The sequence below is a fragment of the Candidatus Neptunochlamydia vexilliferae genome (assembly GCF_015356785.1).
Taxonomy (GTDB): domain Bacteria; phylum Chlamydiota; class Chlamydiia; order Chlamydiales; family Simkaniaceae; genus Neptunichlamydia; species Neptunichlamydia vexilliferae.
Map to the genome: position 1 here is coordinate 96,779 of NZ_JAAEJV010000001.1, position 26,073 is coordinate 122,851.

General features: G+C 42.8%; 13 protein-coding genes and 2 pseudogenes. 6 read left to right on the forward strand and 9 right to left on the reverse strand.

All coding sequences use genetic code 11. From position 1 onward, the window contains the following. Positions 1–2,449 precede the first annotated feature (2,449 nt). Positions 2,450–2,923 (reverse strand): annotated as a pseudogene (locus tag NEPTK9_RS09920) (ankyrin repeat domain-containing protein); the annotation flags it as partial. Positions 2,924–3,155: 232 nt separating this feature from the next. Here NEPTK9_RS09920 and NEPTK9_RS00450 point away from each other — a divergent pair. The 5 genes and pseudogenes from NEPTK9_RS00450 to ltrA all read left to right on the forward strand — a co-directional run bounded on the left by NEPTK9_RS00450 (position 3,156) and on the right by ltrA (position 11,953). Next, positions 3,156–4,922: an ankyrin repeat domain-containing protein gene (locus NEPTK9_RS00450; RefSeq protein ID WP_194846856.1), complete on the forward strand. Its 1,767-nt coding sequence runs from the start codon at positions 3,156–3,158 to the stop codon at positions 4,920–4,922. A 162-nt stretch (positions 4,923–5,084) separates the two neighbouring features. Then, positions 5,085–5,270: pseudogene (locus NEPTK9_RS09935) on the forward strand (patatin-like phospholipase family protein); the annotation flags it as partial. 18 nt (positions 5,271–5,288) lie between these two features. After that, on the forward strand, positions 5,289–6,608 hold the full coding sequence (locus NEPTK9_RS00455; protein ID WP_228546930.1) for a hypothetical protein: 1,320 nt from the start codon (positions 5,289–5,291) through the stop codon (positions 6,606–6,608). 235 nt (positions 6,609–6,843) lie between these two features. Then, positions 6,844–10,128, forward strand: coding sequence for an ankyrin repeat domain-containing protein (locus tag NEPTK9_RS00460; protein ID WP_194846857.1), 3,285 nt, complete (start codon positions 6,844–6,846; stop codon positions 10,126–10,128). A 502-nt stretch (positions 10,129–10,630) separates the two neighbouring features. Beyond that, entirely contained in the window at positions 10,631–11,953 is a 1,323-nt protein-coding gene (gene ltrA / locus NEPTK9_RS00465) for a group II intron reverse transcriptase/maturase (protein WP_228546931.1), read from the forward strand. A 279-nt stretch (positions 11,954–12,232) separates the two neighbouring features. On the opposite strand, the gene NEPTK9_RS00470 is transcribed toward ltrA, so the two are convergent. The 5 genes from NEPTK9_RS00470 to NEPTK9_RS00490 all read right to left on the reverse strand — a co-directional run bounded on the left by NEPTK9_RS00470 (position 12,233) and on the right by NEPTK9_RS00490 (position 18,021). After that, positions 12,233–13,816 (reverse strand): ATP-binding protein, encoded by a 1,584-nt coding sequence (locus NEPTK9_RS00470; protein ID WP_194846858.1) that lies wholly within the window; start codon positions 13,814–13,816, stop codon positions 12,233–12,235. A gap of 12 nt (positions 13,817–13,828) precedes the next feature. Beyond that, positions 13,829–15,400: an ATP-binding protein gene (locus tag NEPTK9_RS00475; protein ID WP_194846859.1), complete on the reverse strand. Its 1,572-nt coding sequence runs from the start codon at positions 15,398–15,400 to the stop codon at positions 13,829–13,831. Between the two features lie 30 nt (positions 15,401–15,430). Then, positions 15,431–16,306, reverse strand: coding sequence for a protease HtpX (gene htpX / locus NEPTK9_RS00480; protein ID WP_194846860.1), 876 nt, complete (start codon positions 16,304–16,306; stop codon positions 15,431–15,433). Positions 16,307–16,495: 189 nt separating this feature from the next. Beyond that, positions 16,496–17,404 carry a hypothetical protein gene (locus NEPTK9_RS00485; RefSeq protein WP_194846861.1) on the reverse strand — a complete coding sequence of 303 codons (909 nt, stop codon included), beginning with the start codon at positions 17,402–17,404 and terminating at the stop codon, positions 16,496–16,498. A gap of 290 nt (positions 17,405–17,694) precedes the next feature. Then, on the reverse strand, positions 17,695–18,021 hold the full coding sequence (locus NEPTK9_RS00490; RefSeq protein ID WP_194846862.1) for a hypothetical protein: 327 nt from the start codon (positions 18,019–18,021) through the stop codon (positions 17,695–17,697). A gap of 514 nt (positions 18,022–18,535) precedes the next feature. Here NEPTK9_RS00490 and NEPTK9_RS00495 point away from each other — a divergent pair. Continuing rightward, entirely contained in the window at positions 18,536–19,354 is an 819-nt protein-coding gene (locus NEPTK9_RS00495) for a class I SAM-dependent methyltransferase (protein WP_228546932.1), read from the forward strand. Positions 19,355–19,508: 154 nt separating this feature from the next. On the opposite strand, the gene NEPTK9_RS00500 is transcribed toward NEPTK9_RS00495, so the two are convergent. From NEPTK9_RS00500 to NEPTK9_RS00510, 3 genes are all read right to left on the reverse strand, one after another. After that, positions 19,509–20,360 (reverse strand): hypothetical protein, encoded by an 852-nt coding sequence (locus NEPTK9_RS00500; protein ID WP_194846863.1) that lies wholly within the window; start codon positions 20,358–20,360, stop codon positions 19,509–19,511. Between the two features lie 170 nt (positions 20,361–20,530). Next, positions 20,531–20,833 carry an immunity 53 family protein gene (locus NEPTK9_RS00505; protein WP_194846864.1) on the reverse strand — a complete coding sequence of 101 codons (303 nt, stop codon included), beginning with the start codon at positions 20,831–20,833 and terminating at the stop codon, positions 20,531–20,533. Positions 20,834–20,835: 2 nt separating this feature from the next. Further along, entirely contained in the window at positions 20,836–26,010 is a 5,175-nt protein-coding gene (locus tag NEPTK9_RS00510; RefSeq protein ID WP_194846865.1) for an RHS repeat-associated core domain-containing protein, read from the reverse strand. Between the last annotated feature and the right edge of the window lie 63 nt (positions 26,011–26,073).

Consider the following 26,073-nt stretch of genomic DNA (forward strand, 5'->3'; position numbering starts at 1 on the left):
TCAAGTGGTCAATTCGATCTTCATTTTCCTCTAGGACTTGCTTTAAAGTTTTACCTGGAATTGTTTCGGAGATAAGAACGGGATAAGATGTTTTAGTATTTCCATCTATATTGAACTTAACAAGCTCTGTTTGAGGGGTTGTTGTGCGCATGATTCTAGAGGTAAGAGCATGGATCGCATACTCCATCACAGGGTGACTAGGCCTTTTTTTAAAGTGGAAATGAATATTTTTATATTGAATGCGAGATACTTCATGCAGGCTTTTTGACTTGCAATTTGGATCGCCAGTAGTATATTCAGGATGAGGCTTAAATTTTTTACCATCAAAGATTTGATGTAAGATTTCTTTTTTTAGGAACCGCTCTTCTTTTAAGCTTGGGATAAATACCTTACAGAAGGTAGGGGTTTCAGTGGTGATTGCTCGCAGGTTTTCAAGAAATACCTTTCGATCTATTCGCTCCCTTTGGCGAGTTCCGTTTGGAGTGGGAACTTCTGCAAGTTTGGCGATTAACTGCTTGTTCTTTAAGCTACTGATGTAGCTTTTACGATAGCTATCTCGATTATCAACTTTACTTAACAGCCTATAATATTTCTCATGGCTCCTTGGCTGGGTAATAAAATTTGCAATTGCTTGGGTCACCGCTTCGCCTTTACTTTTCTCAATAAGTGGGATTCTCCTAAAAGCTTTATCAAGTAGGGATAGTTTTTTTAGACTTGAAGAAAGATCAATCCTATTTTTTCTGGATTCAAGATGCTTATATAAAGGAAAAAGAATCAGCCAGTACATTTGATAGAAAATATTTCTGTCTGTAAGCTTTAACTGTTTTGACAACTCTTTGTCCGATATAGGTGTGGAAAGGAGGCCCTCATCATTTTGCTCTTTATAGTATCGCTGAAGACTTACGCGGTTTCTATAAATTGTTTCTAAAGAATCTTTTATGAGTTCAGTGGTTTGAGGCTCAAAAAACCCATGTTTTTTGGAGAGGATATCTATTGCATCGAAGGTGTTGGTAGGGGGAAGTCCCAAGTAAAGCATCAGGTCATTTAAGAGGTGGTTAAGAAACTCAACACAGTCTTCTTTTAAGTTTATGGTAGATCTAGGGGGAGATAGATTATCGAAATCTTTTATACGTTCAGCTATTGAGTAGAGAGCAAGTTGCTGATATTTTGATTTAGGGATATTACTTATGAATGTGTGATAGAGTTTTTTGTGTGACTGTTTCAAAGAGACAGATTTAAAAAACATTGAGTTGCCTTTTTCCATGCAAAATTTTTTAAACTCTTCAGGAGTTGCTATATTTCTTAGCTTTTTATCTTGATGAATGATGACATCAAGATGTAATCCCTCCTTAGAATTTTCTTCCGAAAAAGGGCGAATAGGCTTGGTCTCTCCAAGAGAAAGGATTTGAAGGTGTAGAATTTGTAGGAATTTTATAAAATAGGGTCTTTGGGATTCCTTCTCAATAAGGATAAAAAGCTCGATATCTGAGTAAGGACACACTTCGCCAGTTGCTGTGGAGCCGATTGCACGAATATCATAGTTTAAAGGTCCTGAGGAATCGGATGGGAATCCTATTAAAGCAAAGATATCGGGGAAAAAAACTTCCGTGAAAATTTTTTTAAACTCTTCCGTTCTTTCCTTTTGAAATTGTTTAATAGATCCATAGATTCGAGAGAAGTTTTCCCGAAATTTCTTTAGATGGACTTTATAATCTTGCGAGGCATAAGCTCCAGGAGGGGATAGCTCACTGGGGTTTGTTTTCAATTTTATGCGATCTCTAAGGCTTTCGGGAACCTTAAGATAATTTTCTGGTCGAACATCCTTGCAAGCGAATTTATCAAAAACATGTTGATATAAAGAAGAAATAAGATGATAGTTTTCCGAGCTATGGATCCGCTTTAAACGATCGATCGGTATTAAAATCCATTTTTCAATGAGATTGGGTACTTTTGCTTTGGGTTGTTGAATAAGTCTATGAAGGGTGTCTACAAAATATTCATGTCTTTTGGAGGTGTCCATATAAGAAGCAAGAATTTGGGACATTTCTTTTTCAGTTTCAGGTGTTGGAATAATCTTCTGGGCAGTCGCAAAAAAATTCATCGCCTCCTTATGTCTCTCAAACCGATCTTTCTTAGACTGTGAAAGGGCTAATTTAGCACAAAATAGTCCTAGATCATGAGCAAATTGTCGTTTGAGATTAGGAAGATTTGATGATTCTTTAGCAAGAAAATTCCCAATAGGTTCAGAGCCTCCTAATAGGTTGGAATAGCCTTTTGAGTTGATGTGTGGCAAAATAACGTGCAGAAAATCGAGTATTTTTTTTATATCATCTTCACGTAGTTTTGATCGGTCTTTGCATAAGATACATACTTTAGTGCAAGCTTGTTGATACTTTTTTTCTACTAGAATTAATTGCCATATCTCAGCTAATGGATTGTTGACGTCTTTTCCCCAAATATCTAAAAAGTTAGCGACGTGATTCTTTCCGGCTTCCTTTGCCAAATCAATAGGAGTTTTTCCTGAAAAATTTTTGCAATTAATATTGAGGTGTTTTAGAAGGGTTTTTACTAAATTTAAATCGCCCTTTTGAGCCGCTATATGTAGAGGCGTATTGCCATAGCCATCTGTTATATGAAGTGTGATTTTTCTTTTGATGAGCTGGTTGTATATCTCTTTTTCTTCTGTTAAAATCGTATGAATTAAAAGAGAAGTTCTCCAGATTTTTGAAAGTTCTTGGATTTCTTTCGAGGATTTTATGACGCTCCATTTACCCTCTTTACAAGCCTTGAGCGTAGACTCAAAGGCCCTCTGACAAGAAGTTATATAGCTTTTGTTATCTATTTCAAATGGGAGTGTCTTTGCGAAACTATAGACTAGGCTCCATTTTTCTAGATCACATTTGTTTTGGCTGATAGCAGACATGTTTTGCTCTTTGGTTAAGGAGATTGGGCTGAAAATAATTTTAATCTTAGCAAAGGCTTAAAGTTTATGTAAATTCTTTTTTGGGGATAGTTATGGAAAAAATTTGCCTTGCCTTGCGCTTTGCCACCTTCAAAAAAATATCATATACAAAAATGCGAAGGAAATTCTTGAAATAAAAACAAATTATATTTTAGGCTATCGTTTTTGTTATATCAAATGTAAGGATTGAGTAATGTCTATTGTTTCGAGTTCCAATCAAAAATTTTCAACATCGTTAGTAGTAAGTCATCTAAATACAACTTTAGCAGGGTGTTCAGATCAACGCCTTTTCCAAAACATTAAGGGAGAAGTCATTGTTGTTCCTAAGCCCCCTGCCTATGTTATTGGAGAAAAAGTCGTACGCCCTGCTGTTGAAACCATTTACAATTTTGGTGTTCGATGTTTTCAGTCAATAAATGCAGTCGTAAGTTTTCCAGGAAAGATCCTTTCAGAGGTCAGTGATCTAGCGACATTCCCGCCAATGGTTGGTGCTTATGAGCTTGAGGATGCTGATGGAGATGCTATTGTCTACGTGAATGTGGATACAAACCACTTTTTGGAAGAGATTGCAGATGTCCTTAACGTCAAGGATCGGGTGGACCTTGCTGGTAGCTGTTTTGAAGCGGTGCTTGAGTCATCTAGAAAAAAAGAGTGGAGCCGTTTGGAACACATTCTTGAGGAAATAGAGCACTTAGAGAGGGATTTAAAGCGATCTCTTCTTACTGAATTGATCGATCGGGGGGAGTTTGAAGTTGCAAAAGAGATGATAGACCGCTTACACCTTGACTTTCATTCTCAAGATGCCCAAAACAGAACAGCCCTCCATGCAGCTGTGGAACTTAACCATCTCTTACTTACCAAGAAGCTGTTTGGGCATATACCTGTCGACGCCAAAGAGCGCCATCAACTAACCCCTTTACATGTAGCAGCGCAACTTGGGCATATAAAAATTATTGAAACCCTACTTAGGCAAGGAGGGAATCTTAATGCATTAGGATCCTGGCAGTTAGATCAAGATGCCATCTCTATCACCCCTCTTGGAGCCGCGGTTATAAATGGGCGAACCTCGGTTATCGATTTCTTATTTTCAAAAAAGTCCCTTACCCTAGGGCTTGAAACCCGGTGTGGAGAGATTGGAAACATTCTCCATTTAGCGATTCACTTTCGGCAAAGCAAGGTTTTGGAAGAGCTTATCACTAAACATTATGACCAGACAAGGGGGTTAATCGAAAGCAAAAACCCTCAAGGCTATACCCCGTTTATGCTTGCAGCCTTTCTTGGAGAAAAGAAAATCTTAAAGGCTCTTCACAGCAAAGGGGTTAATCTTGAAACCAAAGATCCTAATGGGTGGACGGCATTTCACTTGGCTGTTGAAAACCGACAATGGGAGACGATTAAGGTCCTAAGCGACCTTCGCTGCGATATTAACGCTATTGATCTCCAAAATCGGCGCCCTCTAGATCTTGTTTCTTCAAGCGGAAACCGAATAGAGAAAAGAGTTAGAACTCTAATTAGCAGCTTAATGAGAAAGATACCAATAGAAAATGATCTGCCACCTGACTTTGCAGTTTATCCACCGGAAAACCTTGTTTTTGGGGCAGGGGGATCTAAAGCAATCGCCTATATTGGAGCTCTAGAGACCCTTGATAAGGAAAAAAAGCTAACGAATCTTAAAAGGGTTGCTGGAACCTCTTTTGGAGCCATTACCTCTACTTTAGTAGCACTTAATTATAACGTAGCAGAGATCAAAGAAATCCTTATAAAGACTGATCTTACCGAGTTTTTAGACCATCCCCTTTCGAATAAAAAGATTAAAGAGGCCATTTCCAGCTCTAGTTTTGGTGAAATAGTGTCTTTTCTTCAGAATGCTTATTCAATGATCAGCGATGCAATTGATTCCCCTAAAGAGTTTGCCACCAATGCTCTCAAAACCCTCTGGCATACACCTGGCCTTTGTTAAGGAGAGGAGATTTACCAGTGGATAGAAACCCTTATTGCTAAGAAAACCGGCATTAAGAACTGTACCTTTAAGCAACTCCGTTGGCAAATTCCAAAAGGAAAAGGCTTTAAACAGCTTCATATCTATGCTACACGTGTTAGTAAAAATGGAGACCCTGAAATCATCCGTTTTAGTTCTGAAGATAAGAAATGGGATAACATTCCTATCGCTGATGCCATTCGAGCATCACTTTCCATCCCAGGTGTTTTTAAGCCCTATGTCCTGCAGTCGGTAAACGAAGAAAATATCCTTATTCGCAGACTTGATCTTGGCTCCTTTATAGATGGAAGAATTCTTTCTAACTTCCCCCTTGAGGCATTTGATGCCATGAAGTATCAAACAACTCGCCTCTTAGGACAAGAAAAGGAGCGCCATGTTCTTAATAAAAAAACCTTAGGACTCCGCTTTGCCTCTCCCAAAAAAGAGCGAAAAGTGCCTCTTAAACCTCTTGAAACAGTTGGAGATCTACTCAAAGGACTTGCTCAGTTTTATTATGAAGGAGAGTCCCTGATCCGAGACCAGATAGCCTATAACCGTTTCCGTGTTATTAACATTGAAAGCCTTGGCATAGGAGCAACCGACTTCTATCTAGATAATAAAACGAAAGAAAAACTCATTGCTTCTGGAGTGAAAGGAACGAAAAAGTTTTTTTCTTCCTCCTCTTCGAGTGATTATAACAATGGTGGTTCCTCAACAAATCGTAATCGCAAAGCTTTTTCTCTAGACTCTTCAAAGCCGGAAAAAAAAAATACTAATGAAGAATCCAGCTTTATGAATTATATCTATATAAGTGCTGGACTAGCGGTCGCTATAGGTGCTGTAGCGGCAGTTGCCTTTAAGGTTACTGGACTACCGGTCTCTTTTATATTCAGACGTGTAGCTACCTGTAGATCTTGTAAAAAGAGGTTTATTAATCTGTCTGATAATAGTTCTAATGGGCAAATTAACGAAAGCAAGCCAAACACCAATACTGGTGATGAGGAAAATGTTACTAACCCTAACGATGGTGCAAGCTCTTCTAACACTGGAAACCAGGATGTTCGTATTGGGAAAGACATCTGGGAAAATCACTTTGACAATATCGAAGGAACTGAGGGTCCACTTCCTTACGATATCACACAGATCCTTAATGCTAAATCTACCTTTGAAGTCGAAGGCTACAGTAAAAAAGTCCGCGATACCCATATCCTTGTTTGGATACCGGAGCGTGTTGGTGGAGACAATATATCGCTAAATAGCCTAGAGAAGATTTTCAGAAAGTATAGGTATTATAGCGATAGCATAAAGAAAGAAATTGGAGCTAAAAAGATTGAAAAAGCTACCTGGATTCTTATTAGCAAAAATGTCTTGAAAAACACCCGAAACAAAACCTACAATGAACAGAGAAAGAGCGTTGGAGCTCACATCTCCAAAGGGTATACCCTTCCCAAAGTCCTAGAATTGGCAGCGGCTCTTTTAATCTACGAGAAAGAGAAAAAAAAGAAGCTGTTGTCCAACTCCCCTCCGACCTATACCCGATGCCAAGAGAGAGTGTGTAACAATCAATGGCCTGTGGCTATTGGTAACTTTGGTGCTAAGGGCCTTTGTATCGATCCCTACTGGCTTGACTCCAAAGACTGCGGTGTTATTGCAGCTAGGAGGTTATAGCTGAGCCAAAAGGGGGTTATTTTTTTTAATCTTTATATCGACATCTTGTGTGCAAAGATATCTTTTGGATCGCTTGGAAAATTTCCGATAGAAATATAGGAGCAGCAGGATTCGATAGGCCTTTGATGAAAGCTTCTCCTTTATCACTCTTCTCTGCGTAAAAAAAACCTTGAAATAAAATTAAACTATATTTTAACTTGGATTTCCCATTCCATTAAAAAACAGAGGATTAGTAATGTCTATCGCTCCAAATTTCAATCAAAATTCTTCGCTACCCTTAGTCGCGAGCCATCTAAATACGACTTTAGCGGGGTGTTCAGATCAACGCCTTTCCCAAAATATTAAGGGAGAAATTGTTGTTATTCCTAAGCCTCCCGCTTACGTCTTTGGCGAGAAGGTCGTACGCCCTGCTATTGAGACCATCTATAACTTTGGCGCTCGGTGTTTCCAGTCAATAAATGCAGTTGTAAGTTTTCCAGGAAAGATCCTTTCAGAGGTTAGCGATCTAGCTACGTTCCCGCCAATGGTTGGCGCTTATGAGCTTGAGGATGCTGATGGAGATGATTTTGTCTACGTGAATGTGGATACAAACCACTTTTTAGAAGAGATTGCAGATGTCCTTAACGTCAAGGATCGGGTTGATCTCGCTGGTAGCTGTTTTGAAGCGGTGCTTGATTCATCTAGAAAAAAAGAGTGGAGCCGTTTGGAACACATTCTTGAAGAAATAGAGCACTTAGAAAAGGATTTAGAGCGATCTCTCCTTACTGAATTGATCGATCGGGGGGAGTTTGAAGTTGCAAAAGAGATGGTAGACCGCTTAGATCTTGACTTTCATGCCAGAGATATCCAAGGGAGAACGGCTCTGCATGCGGCTGTAGAATGGAAGGATTGGAATTTAGTTGAAAAACTTCTTAATCATATCGATATCGATGCCAGAGATAGTCGCCGATTCACTCCCTTACATGCAGCCGCGCAATTTGGACACCCAAGGGTTGTTGAAGCCTTACTCAAGCGAGGAGGGAACCTCAATGCGCTCGGAGACTGGAAATTAGGCCGAGATACCATCTCTATCACCCCTCTTGGAGCTGCGATTATCAATGGACAAACCTCGGTTGTCGACCTCTTCTTTTCAAAAAAAGATATCACTTTAGGGCTTGAAACCCGGTTTGGGAAGATTGGAAATATCCTTCATCTAGCGATTCACTTTCACCAAAGCGAGATTTTGGAAGAACTCATCACCGAGCACTATGATCAGACAAAGCGGTTAATTGAAAGCAAAAACCCTCAAGGATACACCCCTTTTATGTTAGCAGCTTCTCTTGGTGAGGAGAAAAGTTTGAAAATTCTTAACAAGAAAGGAGTGAACCTTGAGGCCAAAGACTTCAAGGGGTGGACGGCATTTCACCTAGCTGTTGATAATCGGCAAAGAGAGGCGGTTAAGATTCTCAGCTATATTGGGTGTAATATTCATGCTGTCGATTCCAAAAATAAACGCCCTTTAGATCTTATTTTTTCAGCGGAGGATCGAGCAGGAAGAAAATTGAAACCCCTTATTAACAACCTAATGAGGCGGCAAATAATAGAAAGTGAGTTGCCCCCCGACTTTGAAACCCATCCTCCGGAAAACATTATTTTCCAAGGAGGAGGTTCCAAAGGAATCGCCTATATTGGAGCCTTAGAAACCCTTGCGCAAGAAAAAAAGCTAAAAAACCTTAAAAGGGTTGCAGGAACCTCTGATGGGGCCATTATTTCTACCCTGGTGGCACTAAACTATACCCCAAAAGAGATCAAAGAAATACTCACCAAGACCGACCTTACTGAACTTTTAGACCATCCCCTTTCAAAGAAAAAGATCACAGAAGCTATCTCTGATGCTGGTTTTGGCAAAACGGTAAGTTTTCTCCAAAATGCCTACTCAACGCTCGGCGATGCGATTGCCTCTCCTGGTCAGTTTGTCACTAATGCCCTCAAAACCCTCTGGCATACCCCTGGTCTTTGTGAAGGGGAGGAAATTTACCAGTGGCTTGAGACCCTCATCGCCAAAAAAACCGGGATTGAAAACTGCACCTTTAAGCAGCTCCGTGAACAAATCCGAAAGGGAAAACCTTTTAAGTTGCTCCATGTCTACGCCACAAGGCTGAGTAAAAATGGGTCTCCTGAAATTATCCGTTTCAGCCCCGAAAACAAGAAATGGGATAATATCCCTATCGCCGATGCTGTGCGAGCGTCGCTCTCGATTCCGGGTGTTTTTAAGCCCTATGTTCTCCAGTCGGTGAATGAAGAGAATGTCCTTATTCGTAGGTCTGATCTCGGCTCTTTCGTCGATGGAGGAATCCTTTCTAACTTTCCTCTTGAGGCTTTTGATGCTATGAAGTATCAAACAACCCGTCCCTTAGGACAAGAAAAAGAACGTCACGTTCTCAACAAAAAAACCTTAGGGCTCCGCTTTGCCTCTCCCAAAAAAGAGCGAAAAGTGCCTCTTAAACCCCTTGAAACAGTTGGAGATCTACTTAAAGGACTTGCGCAGTTTTATTATGAAGGGGAATCTCTGATCCGACAGCAAATCACCTATAACCGCTTCCGTGTCATTGATATTAATAGCCTTGGTTTAGGAGCGACCGATTTCTACTTAGACGATAAGACAAAGGAAAAACTCATCGCGTCTGGAGTTCAAGGGACACAGAAATTTTTTAATGCTTCCTCTTCAACCGACCATAATCATGCTGCTTCTTCAAACTCTCACTCTTCCTCTTCAGACACCTTAAAACCAGAAGAAAAAGAGAGCACTGAAGAAGGATCTAGTTTTATGACCTATGTCTATACGGTTGCTGGAATAGCGGGCTCTATATTTATAGCGGTGAAGTGTCGAGGTTGCAGGAAACGCTCTACCAATAGGGGATCTACCATTATTAGAAAAGCCACCTGGCAAAAGCACTTCAAACATGTCCAAGGAACCGAAGCCCCCTTACCCTTTGATATTGAAGCGATCCTTAACGCTTCTTCTCCTTTCAAGGTCGAAGGGTATAGCGGCAAGGTCCGCGATACCCATATCCTCGTCTGGATACCGGAAGTGGTTGGTGGAGTGGATGTTTCTCTCAATGGCCTAGAGAAGATTTTTGGAAAGTATCGCTATTATAACGATGTTGTAAAGGAAGAAATTGGAGCTAAAAAGCTAGGAAAGGCCACCTGGGTCCTTATCAGCAAAAACGTGTTGGAAGGGAGCCGAGATAAAACCTACGATCAGCAGAAAAAGATCATAAGCGCCTATGCCTCCCAAGGGTATGCCCTACCAAAGGCATTAGAGGTCACAGCAGCCCTTTTAATCCACGAGAAAGAGACCAAAGAGAGGCTACTGAACAATAACCCATATACCTATACCCGATGTCAAGAGAGCGTGAGTAAAAATCAATGGCCCGTGGCCATTGGCGGCTGCGCCGCTGGGGGCCTGTCTGTCAGCGGCAGCAGCTGGGATGGCGACCAGGACGACGGTGTTGTTGGCGCCCGGAAGTTTGGTAATTGACATTTGGCTGCTTGGTGCGCCAAGCGAAGCTTGGCGTCTCTTGCTGATTGAAAGGAATCAGCCGTGGGAATTGCTTATTTACCCGCGTAGGAAACTAAACAAGGTAAGGAGTAATCTGAACTTGAAGCTTTAGTAGACAAATATGTAAGCCGTAGCGTGAGCGAACCCGTTCTAGCTTCGAAACCAATAAACTGTAGATGGCCAGCCTGTCAAGCGAGGTGAAGCCTAAAACACTTAAGGAAGCAATAAGCAAATGCACTTAGGTGGTCTACCGGAGTTATAAGGGATGGCGTGCATAGAAAGAGACGTCAGGAACTTGGGAGATCCTTTAAGGCAAAGTCAGGAGCGCAGTCCCGGCTTAAACAGAGCTGTGGAAGAAATAATACAGACCTGGCCTTACAAGGAAGTCGGATGAGCCCATACTAGCGATGAATTGGGGTAATGCCCAAGGAGCAAAGGGGCTCTACTATTACAAACGTTTTCAACTTAGGAGATAAGCTGATTGACAAACAAGTCTAAAACAGAAAAAGGGATAAAATATCCCCCAACCCTCATTTCACTAAGAGAAAAACTCGGCCAAAAGGCCAAGCGCGAACCAAAATTTCGCTTTTACTCTTTATATGGACATCTTGTGCGCAAAGATGTCCTTTGGACCGCCTGGAAAATCTCCAAAAGGAATAAAGGAGCAGCAGGAATCGATGGAAACACCTTCAAGGACATCGAAGAAAGTCCCGAAGGAGTCCAAGGATTTCTAACAAACCTCCAAACATCCCTCAAAGAGAAAACCTACAGAGCCGATCCAGTAAAGAGAGTCTACATTCCCAAAGGAAACGGAGGACAAAGGCCCTTAGGACTCATCACGATCAAAGATCGCATCGTCCAAACAACCCTCCTCCTCATCCTCGAACCGATCTATGAACCAGACTTCCAAGACTGCTCATACGGCTTCAGACCCAACAAATCTGCACTAGAGGCCATAGAAATCCTCCAGAAGGAGATACACCATGGGAAAACCCAAGCCTATGATGCAGACCTAGAAGACTGCTTCGGATCGATACCCCAAGATAAACTTCTAAAAACAATAGAACTGCGAATCGCAGACAGACAAATCCTAAAGCTGATAAGGAAATGGCTAAAAGCTCCAATCAGAGAGCCAGGAAAGCCCCAATACAAACCAACAAAAGGGCTGCAGCAAGGAGGGGTGATTTCACCCCTTCTTACAAATGCCTACCTAAACTGGTTTGATAAAGCCTTCCAAGGCCCATCCAACCCAGCCTATAAGACAGGAGTAAGGCTGCTCCGTTACGCAGATGATCTTGTAGCCGTAGCAAAGGAGATCACTCCCGAGCTCATAGAGTTTATCAAAAGAATCCTCGAAGAAAAACTAGGACTAAAACTCAATCCGGAGAAAACCCAAACAGTCAACCTCAATGAGGGAGACAGTCTAAATTTTCTAGGGTATACCTTTAGGTATACCCCATTGATCAGAGCCCCACATAAGAGATACTGTAACTACAGAGTCTCCAAAAAGGCAATGATCAAAGCGCGGAAAACAGTCAAAACCCTATGTAAGAGTGCATGCAGGTTGCAAGTCGAAGACTTCATCCCACGTATCAATCTCTATCTCGATGGATGGGGAAGATACTTTTCCAAAGGATACCCATCAAAAGAATTTAACAAGCTCAATAACTATGTTAAATACACATTGATGAAACAACTCCATAGGAAAAGCCAAAGAGGATATAAAATAGGGAAAGACAAAAGCTGGCACCAGTTCCTAAAGGAAAATGGGCTAGTAACATTAAGCAAACAAAGGTACGCGTGAATGCCCAAGGCGACAGTAATAGGAAAGGCGGATGAGGGAAAACTTCAGGTCCGCCTTGACGAGGGGGATGGAGATAGGTAATAACCGATGGCGAAGCCATCCAGAATCCCAACGGTCAAGGCTTTTGGGAGCGTGTGTTGTCCTACTCCATTTCTACTCTACACTTTTGGGGTTGGATCCTTGATCTTTGTCCTTTGGGGCCCCGAAGGGGCCTGACGCCGAGGAGCGTGCGAAGCAAAGCTCCTCGGCGCCGGCGCGATTTTTTTTATCAGGAAGAGGTTACCCACTCTTGTTGGGATCGAGGGACTGGACCCTATGTCCATCTGAGGAAAGGAGTTCTCCTTTCCAACTGGAGATTGTGCGGGATTCTGAAGAAAAGGTCACTCCGATCAGAGCGATCTCTTTTCCTTTTTGGGTATAGCGCTCAAAGTATTTTCGGTCATGGATTTGGGTAAGGGCCTGCTCGGAAGGAGCATTAAGCTCTAGGATATAGGTGGTTTTCTCCATTTGGATGATGAGGTCGCTTCGACCAATATTTGTCGCTTGCTCTGCTTCGACCTCAAGTTCCATTCCCTTTAAGATGCCTAAAAGGACCGGTTGGTAGGTGGCTTCGGTGGCTTTGACAAAGAGTTGGTAGGGAAAACTAGCAAGCATCGAGCTCATTTCATTAAAAAACGAGGTGAGCTGGTAGGTTTCGAGCATCTGTTGACATTTTGAGGAAATTGTGGGAGTGATCGTTGTAAAATGTTCGATCAGTGAGTCTAGGAAGGATTCTTTCACCTCTTTATTGGGAAAGGTAAGGTGGTAGCGGTTTGTAGTGGGGTTGTAAGTATCAATGGTGAGATAGCCTGTTTGAAACATGAGGGCTGTTAGATCGATCTTTTCGAGGTTGCTGATATCCATGAGACCACTTTTTTTTGCTGTGGTCCCACTTAAGGGAACGATAGACTGGGGATGCTTTTGAACTTCATGAATGAGAAATGAAGGGGTGCCGGTGCTGTACCAGTAAGGCTCAGCTTCTTTTTTTTCCATGAAGTTTAAGGTCGAAAAGGGGTTGTAAACGCAAGTGTTGCTCTTTGAAAAATGATACCCGTTGTACCACTCTTTTAACTCAGCAAGGATTTTGGTTTTTTCTCTATTTTGGCTTTTGGAGATAGAGGCGATATGCGGTGTGAAGTTAGAAAGGAGATCTTCTTCGGTATATCCCATGATCCCTGCGTACTTGGGATCCATTGTGATGTCATTTAAGTTGTTGAGGGCAGAGAAAAGTGACACTCGAGAGAACTTGCTCACACCTGTTATAAATGTGAACTTTAGGTATTTGTCTAAACTCTTGATGGTTCCAAAGAAGTCTTTCAGAAGGTCTCGATTTTTTTCTGCAATTTCAATCGATTTTAAGTTGTTAATGATTGGGTAGTCGTACTCGTCTACCAAAACAACGACACGATTTTTTTCAGCAAGTTTGATCACGAGCCTTTTTAGCTGAGATTGGCTAGAAGCACCGGTTATTGATATGCCGTAAGCCGCAGCAACATCTTCAAGGGCTTCCTGTAACCCAATTTCTAGCCCCTCAGGAGAGGTGCTATGAATTTGAGCAAAATCAAGGTGTAGAATGGGATATTTTTGCCAGTCATGGTTGCTATTGTAGATCTGACACTCTTTGAATAGTTCCTTATTCCCTTTAAAAACCTCTTCCAATGTGTTCAAAAATAGCGATTTACCAAATCTTCTGGGGCGGGATATAAAATAGTGTGGTGAGCCCTCATCTAGCAACTCTTTAATAAAGGTTGTCTTATCCACATAGACATAGTTCTCAGAAAGAATTTTGCTGATGCTTTGAATACCGATAGGAAGTTTTTTCATTTATTTACTTTATCATTCAAGGGGTTGAACTCTATCTCCATCGGTGGAAAGAAGCTCTCCTTTCCAACTGGAGATTGTGCGGGACTCTGAAGAAAAGGTCACTCCGATCAGGGCGATCTCTTTTCCTTTTTGGGTATAGCGCTCAAAGTATTTTCGGTCATGGATTTGGGCGAGGGCCTGTTCGGGAGGGGCGTTAAGCTTAAGCTCTAAGATATAGGTGGTTTTTTCCATTTGGATGACAAGATCGCTTCGACCAATATTTGTCGCTTGCTCTGCTTCGACCTCAAGTTCCATTCCCTTTAAGATGCCTAAAAGGACCGATTGGTAGGTGGCTTCGGTGGCTTTGACAAAGAGTTGGTAGGGAAAGCTAGCAAGCATCGACCGTATCTCATTGAAAAAAAGGGTGAGTTGGTGGGTTTCGAGTATCTGTTGACATTTTGAGGAGACTGTGGGGTTGATGGTTGTAAAGTATTTAACAAGGGAATTGAGAAAGGCTTCTTGGACCTCTTTATTAGGAAAGGTGAGGTGGTAGCGGTTTGTGGTGGGGTTATAGGTGTCAATGGTGAGGTAACCGGTTTGAAACATAAGAGCGGGGAGGTGGATCTTATCGAAGTCATTGATATTGCTCAGTTCGTTTTTTGTTGCAGTGGTTCCAATTAGGGGAACCATAGATTGGGGATGCTTTTGGACTTGATGGATCAGAAATGAGGGGGTGCCGGTGCTGTACCAGTAGGGCTCTAGCTCTTTTTTATCCATGTATTTGAGCGTTGAAAAGGGGTTATAAACAGGGGTCTTTTCTTTTGTAAAACGGTATCCATTATACCAGATTTTTAGGGCAGCAAAGATCTCTTCTTTTTTTCGATTTTCTTCTTTGGCTATTGCATCGATATGTGCTTCAAAATTTAAGGCGAGCTCTTCTACTGTATATCCCATCATTGCGCCATATCTGGGATCCATAGTGATATCGTTGAGGTTGTTCTGAGCCGAGAAGAGAGAGACTTGGGAAAACTTGCTAACTCCCGTTGTAAAGATGAACTTTAAGTATCGATCCAGACTCTTAAGGGTAGCGAAGAAGCGCTGCAAAAGATCACGGTTTTCGATTGCTTGTTCGACATTTTTGAGATGGTCGATAATCGGCTTGTCGTAGTCATCAACGAGGACGACAACCCGCTCTTTTTTTGCAAGCCCTTCGATCAGTTTTCTGAGCTTGGATTGGATTGACGGAGCTTTGATGGTGAGTTGATGCACCTGTGCAGTTTCTTCTAGCTTTTCTGCTAAGTCTTTTTTTAGCTGCTCAGAGCTACTATTATCGAATTGGGAAAAATCTAAGTAGACGACTGGATATTCCTTCCAGTCATAGTTGCTTTGCTCAATATAACAGCCTTGGAAGAGCTCCTTACTCCCTTTAAAGATCTCTTCGAGGGTGTTTAGAAAAAGAGATTTTCCAAACCGTCTAGGTCGAGCAAGAAAGTAGTGCTTTCCAGAGGAGATCAATTGATGAGCAAAACGCGTCTTATCGACATAGATATAGTTTTCCTCGATGATTTCTCGAATATTCTGAATACCGATAGGAAGTTTTTTCATAATTATTCCAATGAATTAACCGATTTTTTGTCACCTTCCTGGAAGCTCCTTGAGCCTTTCGATCCGTGCATCGAGCGAGGGGTGCGTTGAGAAAAGGCCCATTCCCCGCCGTGGCATCGAAATCATCAAAGCGTTCATTGCCGATTTTTTTGTTTCAGTAGGGGTGCGCACTCCTTTGAGCCTCTCTAGTGCAGCAATCATCTGCTCTTTTCGCGTTAAAATCGCTGCCCCTCGGTCAGCGCGGTACTCCCGCATCCGGGAGAAAGCTGTTACGACAAGGGTTCCCGCAATCATAAAGACAATCTCGAAAAGGATGGTAAAAAGGTAGTAGCTGCCATAGGAAAAGCGGCGATTGTTTGAGCGACTTGCAGAGGTAACCGCGTAGGCAAGGACTCGGGCAAGGAACATCACAAAAGCGTTAACGATCCCTTGAATGAGAGTCATCGTGACCATATCGCCATTTGAGATGTGGGAAACTTCATGAGCAAGAACCGCTTCGAGTTCTCCTTTTTCCATCTGGGAGATGAGTCCACTCGATACAGCGACAAGGGAGCGCCTTTTTGTGGGTCCTGTTGCAAAAGCGTTCATCTGCGGGGAGTCAAAGATTCCCACCTCAGGGGTGTCGGGAAGGTTTGCATCGCGGGCAAGGCGAGCCACCATTTTGTAGACTTCATGGTCGGGACCCACAAGTTTGACACGCATGAGCCACTTTGCCATTTTTCGAGAAAGGGCCAAAGAGATACATGAGCCCACCATTCCCCAAACAAGACAGAAAATAGCGAGAGCTTCTAGATCAAGTCCATAAGTTGTTAAATAAGGGCGTACCCCTAGGACCGATAAAACAACCGAAATCGTTGCAACAACTAAAATGTTTATCATCAAAAAAAGGGCAATTCTTCGAAACATATGTAGCCTCCTCAAATTAATTCAATGGTACCATTTCTTAGTCATTTTTATCCACCCCTATAACCGAAATATTATTTTAATTAAAAAAGTGATCGAGATTTATTGCCTATAAATAGGCTAGAGGTGGCGTGTCAGGAATGCATATAAGCTCCTCCCTGTGCACGATTCCGTTTTTCTTCCAAATAAACCTTAACAAAACGCATTTGTTAGCCAGCTGTCTATATCACGCTCCCTAACCTGCCCAAAGGCTAATTCTATAAGCTCTTCTGTTGGTTGTTCCCCAACTCGACTTGCCATAGACAAAATTAATCGCCCCATAGGCTTTGGACCTCTTTCGCTAATGCTCTTATGCTTTCCGAACAGCGATTCTATGATTTCTGTTGAACCTATTATCTTTTTACCTTCAGGAATCTTATTGCCTTGCTCTTCGACAACATCAATTAAGTTGCAAGCGAATGGCTCAGCCCGTGGGCAAATTTCCTCTCCTAACAACTCTTCTGCTAACTCCTCATGACACCCGATCCAAACACCCTTTTTACGAGTGAAATTTCTGCCAACCCTTCCTATATCGACTAACTGCTTCCAATAGCTTATCTCTTCCTCATAATCACCCAACCAACTCAACTTCTCTTGCTCGCTTTTAGGAAGGCTTTCGTATTCCAATAATTTACTGACTCCCCAGTCTACAATGACGTCGATGTTGTGGTACCTTGCTTTTGTGCGCTGGTTAGGGGGAGCTATTTTTGCATATTCGGTCAACTGCACTTGCTTTTTAAAGTCAGAACACTTTTTCGTAAATTCCTTCCAAAGCTCATCATTTCCTAGCCAATGTTTGTATAGACAAGCAATCTTATGGGGAATATCTTCAGCATCAACAACCTGAGGGTAGGCTTCGCAAAAGAGTCTTCCCCCACAACGAAGATCAGGACCATCATCCCTCAAAATCGCAAGAGGTGGGATACCATGGTTTGTGCTTAATACTGTCTTGAGTTCTGTTTCCATCAAACCGCCATTGCTGGATTTCATGGGAACAATTCCTAGAGGCTCCACGTCTTCAAGGCTAACTGTTAAGTCATCTCTTTTCAAAAGAGAGGCCATGCGCACTCCCAATACTACAAGACATTTGTGTACCCCTTTGCTAACAACATGATCTATAATCCATATCCAATCATTAGCAGCCTCCTTGGGGCGCATTAGCTTATGCAACCCAAACTTCATTTCCCACTGAATGCATGTCTCTACAGCTGGTGCACGATCCAATTTGCCTTGCTCGCGAAAAACCTGCATTGCATGAGCTGTCGGAGAAAACCCCAGGCAAGCAGTATGCATAAGAGTTAGAGACGTTGCTATGAGGCTATTCCAATATGTGTGGCGGCAAGGCTTACGCGTCAAAGGAGCAACCTCTTTTTTTTTGACTCCTCTAGCTGTTGGTCAACTTTTTCCAATTTCGCTCTAAGCGCTGAATTCTCGGCTTCCTTTTGCCTAACGACTTCTTTAGCTGCATTTAAAGCTGCTTTTTCTTGTGCCAGCTCCTCTTGAAGCGAATCGCGGCTGGTTCTAGCTCTCTTTACGGCTAGCTTTTGCTTCTTAAGGCTATATTTTGCCGTTTTAGCCTTACTTCTCCAGGAATCGCGGCTTTCTTCAAGCCACTTCAAGGTCTTATCGACCCTTAAAGGCAGTGGGTTATTTGATTGTTTTGAATTTGGTATATCCATAAGTTCCTTTAAGTTTTATGCAAAAAAAAACATTTTACACAAAAATACAAAGGAAGGAAAGTAGAAACTTTACTTAACCCTAAATATGTTGAAAATCAGCTAATTCCTGACACGCCACATTATTCCTATTTTTTTAATTGGATCAGCAATATTTTTTACAATATTTTATAATTTTTTCTCTAAAATTATTTTTCAAAGGATTGCACTGACAGCTCTAGTACTCATAGCATTTTATTGGCTATTCTCTATTCTCTTTCAAGAATCTAAGTATTTTTTGTTAACTTACAATCGTTTTGGAAGTTTAAACTCCTTTTTATTAACTGTTTGTATGATTTCATCTTTAATTTTCGCTTTTATTTGGATAAAAAAACCCAATCTTATTTGGATTTGTTTATTTATTATTTCTAGCGCTATTTCTGCCTATATAATGTCTCTCTGTTAATATGTCGTTTTCCTTTCAAAATATCCCAAAATCGAATACAATTTAACCAAACTCTAAAAATAGGAGTAGTATATGGCTTTAAAAAAAAATACCTTACCGCGACTTGATAGTGTAGAAAGCATGTATGAAGATAGTCTACATGAGATTTCTCTATTTGAGGGAGGTTTCATAAACTTTGGCTACTGGACGCAGAGCTTGCCATGTTCAAGAAATTTCTCGAAAAAAGAACGCTTAGAAAGTGAAAAAAACTTATACAGGTATGTAGGAAAAGAATTAGCGATTAATCAATCAGATGTAGTTTTAGATTTAGGCTGTGGCTTAGGGCTAGGCACAAAATTAATTGCTAAAGAATTTCTCCCTAAAGAGATAGTTGGAATAGACTCTTCTACCCACCAGATTAATAAAGCAAATCATCTTGATGAAAAAGTTTTAGCTCCTAAACTTAATGTACGTTTTCAATTAGAAAATGCTTGCCACCTCTCATTCAAAAGACACTCCTTCGATAAAATTATTTCCATTGAGGCTGTACAGCACTTTGAATCACTAATGGGATTTTTGAAAGAGGCGTACAAGGTTCTTAAAGCAAATGGAAATATCGGTATTGCAACATTTTTTGGGACCTCCGAAGCCTCCTTTCAAAAGTCTGCAAATTTAATACCTACAATTAAAAGTTATACCGATAAATTGTTTCCTATTCAAGAGGTTATAAGCTCCTTAGAGCAAGTGGGCTTTATAAATATTAAAGTAGAAAGCATTGGAAAGCACGTTTGGCCACAACTTGATAAGTGGATTAGCCAAGGAGACCTAAAAGATTCTTGGGATAAAAACTGGTATATAGGATATAAGCAAGATCTTTACGATTATTATGTAGTGACTGCAAAAAAGAAATAATGAAATCTATTTGCACTGTAATTTTCCCAAAAAATCACTCTGAGCTTCTTTATGCAAAAAGAAGTAGTTATTATAATTTTCTCTATCTAAAACAATCTCTTTCTGATACAAAAGAGCTCCCTTGCTAAGAACCAAGCTTTTAAAGCCCCTGATTCTAAAACACATGCAAGATTGCAAAGAATGCCGAGGCAAATGCTGGGGCATTTTTACCAAAAACACTAAACCATACCCCTAATAACATACCAGTGTTTTCTGTGAATGTGTGCTCTATCTCTGGGGCTAAGGTGAACTGCACCATCTCAAGAGCTTCTACACTAGCTTTTTCTCCTGTTGTCGTCCTGCCTGGCTTTCCAGAGAACCTTCCTTTAAAGTTATACTGAAAGTTTGCATCATAGGCTATCGCCCATCGGCTATTGAGGTTATACTCCCCCGAGGAGTAGATCGAAATATAATTTCCTGGATAAATCTTTCCTCGGGTTCCAAACCCTCCCCCATAGGCATTGAATGACTTTACGTGAACAGGCGCAGGCACAAAATACCCTGCACTAAACCTCATCTGAAAGCTGTGATATTCATTAAGCTTAAACAGCTTTTGAAAGGCTAGATATAACCCTGTTTGGAACGACCCTAGCCCCGTTAGGTCTGTTTCATTCTTTTTGGGGTTGAGCTTCTGGTGCTGTCCTGTGGGAAAGACCTCCTGCAAAATGATTCTAAAGTCTGGGACCCAGGTACCTGGAACTTCGTTAAGAACTTGAAACCCCAAGCGAACAGTCGTATCTTGAATACGGGTAGAGCTCGCACTTCCACTAAAGTTATTCGTCCAAGAGCCAATGAATTCCATCCCCAGTACGGAATTAAAGCCCAGCTGTAAATCTAAGTAGTTATAAATAGACCAGAGATCTGTTTCGTTCTTGATGCTCCAGTCAGAGTCATAAAACCCATACTGATTTTTAACCCCTACTGTAACTTCTAAAGCGGGGTGTGAGGAAGCTGGAGTAATCGCCATTGGAGTAAACAAAGGCCCAGTAAACCACTGATCAAAAGTGGTAGCTTCTGAAAGGTTTTTCTGGAATGAAGTCTGACCGCAAAATAAAGAAATATTCCCCAGGATAAATATTATAAAGAGTTTTTGCTTAAATCGATTGAGCAACGCCATATCTCCGTGTCCGCCCCATGCTACAGATTACCTTCTTGAGCCCAGTTTAAAAATATTTCAATAATATCATTCAGGTTTTGAGACCCGCCAGCTCCTTGAAACTGGCATTTTTTCACATCACACTGAACCCAGTTCTGTTCATTTTTTTCCCAACAAATTTCACTAAAGTTTTTCCCTTCTAAATCTGTATCAACCAAATCTATATTAACTTTCCATCCAGGATTATCCAGCGTATCTATTTTAACTCCAAACTCATGTTCCCAATCACCATCACATTGATCAAGATACCATTTTTGCAATAAATCGAGCGACCTGTTTCTCATATTTACCTTGTTAATTCCCAATCTTTTGGATATCTAATACCCCCTGGGTATTGAGGATCGTGAATATGAGGTGTATTAATATCCATCTTTAATATCTTGTTACGGTGACTTTTTCCTATGCCGTCATATCGCTTCAAGCTTTCCCAAGGCTTTGGATCGTAAGGGTTTGTTTGAGGGTGGAACGTTTCATAATGCGTTACTCTCCTTGAAGAAAGATCTGTTCGAAATACTGTATGTGGACCTTTCGCTTTAGGATTAGGAACAAATCTATTCCTTCTCCCAATTTTTCTATGGGGCAGCTCTTTAGACAATGAAGAGGTTAGCGTTTTATCTGGCAGCTTAAAGGCTGGAAAAGAAAGCTGGCTTGCCCTTCTAATGAGCGCCATACTTCCCATACTGCCTATCAGGCTTATCCCATTGTCTATGTTAGTTGCCATATTATGCGATAGGCTTGTTTTTTGTAAAAGCTGTGTTGTCACGGTGTCTTCAAACTCCCCCGAAATAACCGCGCGCACTCCTGTAATGAAATAATCGAGCCCATGGGCTATAACGAAAAAACCTGCGGGAGCTGCTAGGCCACCAGAACCAACAGCAAGTGTCCCTCCAATGGTCATCTCTGTGAGGCCGCCAAAGGCCTGGCATGCTCCTTGGAAACGGGGGTTTTGTAAAATGGCGTTGGCTCCAGATGCTATGTGATTAAGGGTACCTGAATGATAAGCTCTAAAGTGGGGCGGCATTACAGCCTCTCCATAGAGATCGAAGGTGAGATGGGGGTTGTTGAGGAGGAACTGGTAGAGGTTGGGACCCTCGGAGAAACCCTTGGGATCGGGTGAGAGCCAGCGGCCGGTTTGGGGATCATAGAGACGACGGCCAAATTGAACAAGATGGAAGATGTGCCTCTTGGATTGGTAGCGCCAGGGGTTCAGATCTGAGTGAGACCTTTCCTCTCCGAAGGCTGTAAAGTGGTAACTCTCTTTTTGGGGACCGAAAAAAGTTCCCCAAAGGGATGGGGCATCTTGGGGCTCGATCGAAATGATGTTGCCAAAGAAGTCATGGGTAGGAAAATAAATGTTTTGGTTGAGCTCAAGGGCAATAGTGGCTCCGATCTCGGCTCCTTGGCCCTGGCCAAGGATGCGGAGCTGGTGGGGATAGATCCCAAGCTCGCATTGGTCGTCATAGAGAAGGGGCTTGGGCGTTTGGGGTACCCATTGCTGGTACTGGTAGAGGGAGGTGGTGTGGGTGTGGCAACGGCCCCAGGAGTCGTAAGTGAGGGCGAGGGCTTGGGAACCTTTTTCAATACGGATAAGGCGGTCAAGGGCATCGTAGCGGTAGCGGGCGGAATGGTCGGAAAGGGTATTGCCATTAAGATCGTAGTGGTGAGTGGCGATTTGATTGAGATCATTCAGAGGAATAGATCTTTCGTTTTTAGAGGTGCGGTTGTGGTGTGCATCATAGGTGTAGCTGGTGTCGTTCTCGTAGATGAGTTGGTTAAGGGGATCGTAGTCGTAGGCGGTGACTTCGTCGTTCCGGATATAGGTATAGATGTTTCCATTGGGGTCGATGTGGGGAATGGACTGGGTGATGGTGGGGGTTTCGATGTGAACAGAACGGGAAAGGAGGTCGTAGGTGTAGTGGGTTGTTTCATTTTCTTGGAGAATGTTGTGGCTAAGGTCGTAGGCGTCGTAGGTGTGGGTGTAGAGGGGCTCGCCTTGGGGTGTGAGACGTGTGATTTGTATGAGATGGTAGGGATCGTAGTGGTAGTGGACGGTGGCTCGGGGCAGGTAGAGATGGGTTTTGCGGCCGAGTGTATCGTAGGTGCGGCGGGTGGAGAGGCCGTTGGCAAGGGTCTCGGTGAGGAGCTGGCTGAAGTGGTTATGGGTGCGGGTAGTGGTTTGGTTATGGATGTGGTCGGTGGAGGTGATGATGTTCCCAAGGGCGTCGTGTGTGAGGGTGTAGTGGATGTGGGGAGCTTTGATGGAGGTTTGTTGCCCAAGGGCGTTATAGGTATAGGTGATGGTGACACCGTCGGGCTTGGTGAGGGTCTTAAGATGTCCATCGGGAGTGTAGGTGTAGGTGGTTGTTTTGCCTTGGGGCTCGTGGAGGGCGATAAGCTGGTTAAGGGAATTGTATTCCCAGGTTTTGGTGATGGTTTTGCCAGAAAAGTGGCTGGTTTGGGCGATTTTGTTTCCGGATAGGTCGTAGGTGAAGGTTTCGGTGAGGAGAAGGGTTGTATCTTTGGAGATTTTTTGGAGGGTGGCTAGGCGCCCAAGGGGATCGTAGATCTCGATGGTGAGATGCCCTAGAGGGTCTCGGGTCGTTTTTTTGATGACGGTTTGGCCATGGGTGTCAACGTAGTGATCGTCGTAGGTGGTGCGGGTTTCATGGCCCAGGGGATCGATGTGGAGGGTTTGTCTTCTGAAGGGATCGTAATGGTATGTTTCGACGGCTTTTCCGACATGGACCTCTTTGGTGAGGGTTTCTTTATTACTGAAGCCGTCGTAGGTGTAGTGGGTGTAGCTATAGAGGGTGCCTTCGAGGTCACGCTCTTCTTCGAGGGTAGGCCGATCGAGCAGGTCGTACTTTGTGATGTGCACTTGGGGGCCGCGTATGGTTTTTTCTAGGCGGCCCAAGGGATCGTAGGTGTAGGTGGTGATCCGGTCTAGGGTTTGCTCTTGGATCTTTTGCCCAGCGCCGTTGTAGGTGTAGTGGGTAGCGACTCCGTCGGGCGCGGTATACTTGATGAGATGGAAGGTATTATAGGTGTAGCTTTCAGTGGAGTGGTCTTTGCCGTTTTTTTTGATGGTTTTGAAGGTGATGCGCCCTTGGGCATCATGGGTGTAGTGGGTCTCGGTTCCCCCGGGACTGGTGTGCTTTTTGAGATGGCCCTCTAGGGTGTAGATGTAGTGCTCTTCGTCTCCGTTGGGATGGATGATGTGGTAGGGCTTCCCTTGGGCTGTGTAGGCGGTGTGGGTGGTGTGGGTGGTGTGACCACGGGGATCGGTTTGGGTAATGGGTTTTCCAAGCGCGTTGTAGGTGTTTTTGATGAGGGGATGCTTGCCTTGGACGGCTGGGAGTTGGGTCTGGGTTGGATGTCCAAAGGGATCGTAGGTAATGTGGGTGGTGTTTCCTTGGTTGTCGATAGTGGAGATTTTTTGGCTAAGGTGGTTGTATTGGCAGGTGACGGCTTGGGTTGCTGATGGGTTGATGTGTGCGGCTTTGTAGGGACGGTTGGAGTAGTCGAAGGCAGTTTGGGTAAAGAAGTTTTCGTTGGGGTCGTTGTCGATAATGGGGTTGTCGTTGGCATCATAATCGATCTTGCGCTCTCGACCAAGAGGGTCGGTTTGGGTGGCAAGACGCCCTCGGCCGTCATAGGTGTAGATGAGGGCGTAAGCAAAGTCTCCGTTACTATCGTAATGATTGACCAGGATAACTTGGCCATGCTTGTTGTACTGAAGCTCCTTTTTGGAAAGAAGGTAGACTTCCCCTGTTCGGGGCTCGTAATAGCTTTCTTTGACCACTTTGGGAAATCCGATAAAGGGGCTCTCTTCTCTTGGAGTGATTTGGGTGATTAACCTCTGAGTCACTCCTGAGAGGTTGTCTTTCTCTTTGGCGTTTCCATCATCATGGACCTTTTCTATGAGGATCGTATCGTCATAGGCATAAAAGATTCTCTCTTTAAGAATACCTTCATGGTAGGTGAGTTGGGCGGTGAGGAGATCGGTATTTCCTTCATAGTGATATTCAACCATTCTCCCATTAGGATACTCTTCGGTCTTGAGGAGGAGGTTGGGATAAAAGGTGCGTGCAACCGAAAAGGTCTCTTCATTACCACTGCCGGTAAAGTCGCCAACTTGATCGGTTTGCACAACATTCCCCTTTTGATCGTAATGGTAGACATGCCGAAGGAGGGGTTGATGGTCTCTTCCTAGAAGGGTTTTGGCATGGAGCCACCCTTTAGCATCCCACTCATAGAGCTCTTGGGAAAAGAGTTCTGTTTTTCCTATGCAGCGCTCAACCCGTGTTAGACGGAAGTTTTTATCATAGTGGTAGCGCGTCAGGTTGTTATAGGCATCGTAAACACTGGTATGTCCCCCCTTTTCCTTATATTTCCCTGGACGGTAGAAGAAACGGTGAGAAGGAACAAGCTTGCTATCCTCTCCAACGGGCCGCATAAGAATTTTCACTTTTTTGTAGCGAAAATTGTCTTCTCTTATGTTGATATTAAACCCGTTATTTCTCCCAAGACAGTAGTGATGAATATTGAGATTACGGGCGTCAGGCAACTGCTTCCAAGAAAGGAGTACTCCTCCTTTTTCTGCTCCCCAGAAGTCATACTCTTCCCTTGGACGATCTGAAAATGTCACATTTTTTAAAATATGGTACCGCTTCTTTTTGTGCTTAAAGTGGGGGTTAAACCGGTAACAGATTTTTCTGTGGTCGCTACTGTTAACGGTCACAGAATAAAGATGATCTTTATCGGGTTTGTCATAAGAAAAACCAACCTTTGCAAACAGTTTTCCTTTGGGTGAGATAGTTCTCACCTCTTTAACTTCATATACTCCATGAAGATTTACCCATTGATAGTAGGTTTTATTTCCGTTAGGAAGAACTTCAGATACTAAACGATATGGAACCAATCCAGGATAGAGCGGTGGCAGTCGACTAACATCAATATCTGTCTCATACCGCCTTATTGATCCATCAGCCCCTTGGACAGTGATCTGCTTTTTATTTTTACTAAGGCTAGCTCTGTTATTATAGACGTTGAGGCGAGCACTTAGCTCCCCTGTTGGACAATTGCTCAATCCCCCAATGTTTTTGACAGGCTTATACTGTGAAGTCGTGGGATCAATACAGTAAGTGACTCGTATTCCTGATTTCTCTGGGATTTCTAGCCAAGCTCCTATAATCAAAGAGGCACATAAATAGTTAAAGCTGTAGTTCCACCCAGCAAAATGCCCTCTGTCATTTCTAGAGTAATAACGGCGCTGGATCCGGATAGGTTCGTGCCCCCTAACGACTAGATCCTCGGTATTGGTGAAAAACTCACCCGTAATGGCGCTAACACACCCTGCAACAATGGAGTTCGGCTCCCCACCAAAAACCGCCATTTCATAAGGGTTTTCTTCTCTTGCAAAAAGAAAAAAGGGAAGTAAAAAGAGTAGCAACTTGCGCATAGAAGCCTCCTAAAAACCAAAAAAATTGTAGCAATGCTAATAATTTTTTTGCAAAGGCTTTTT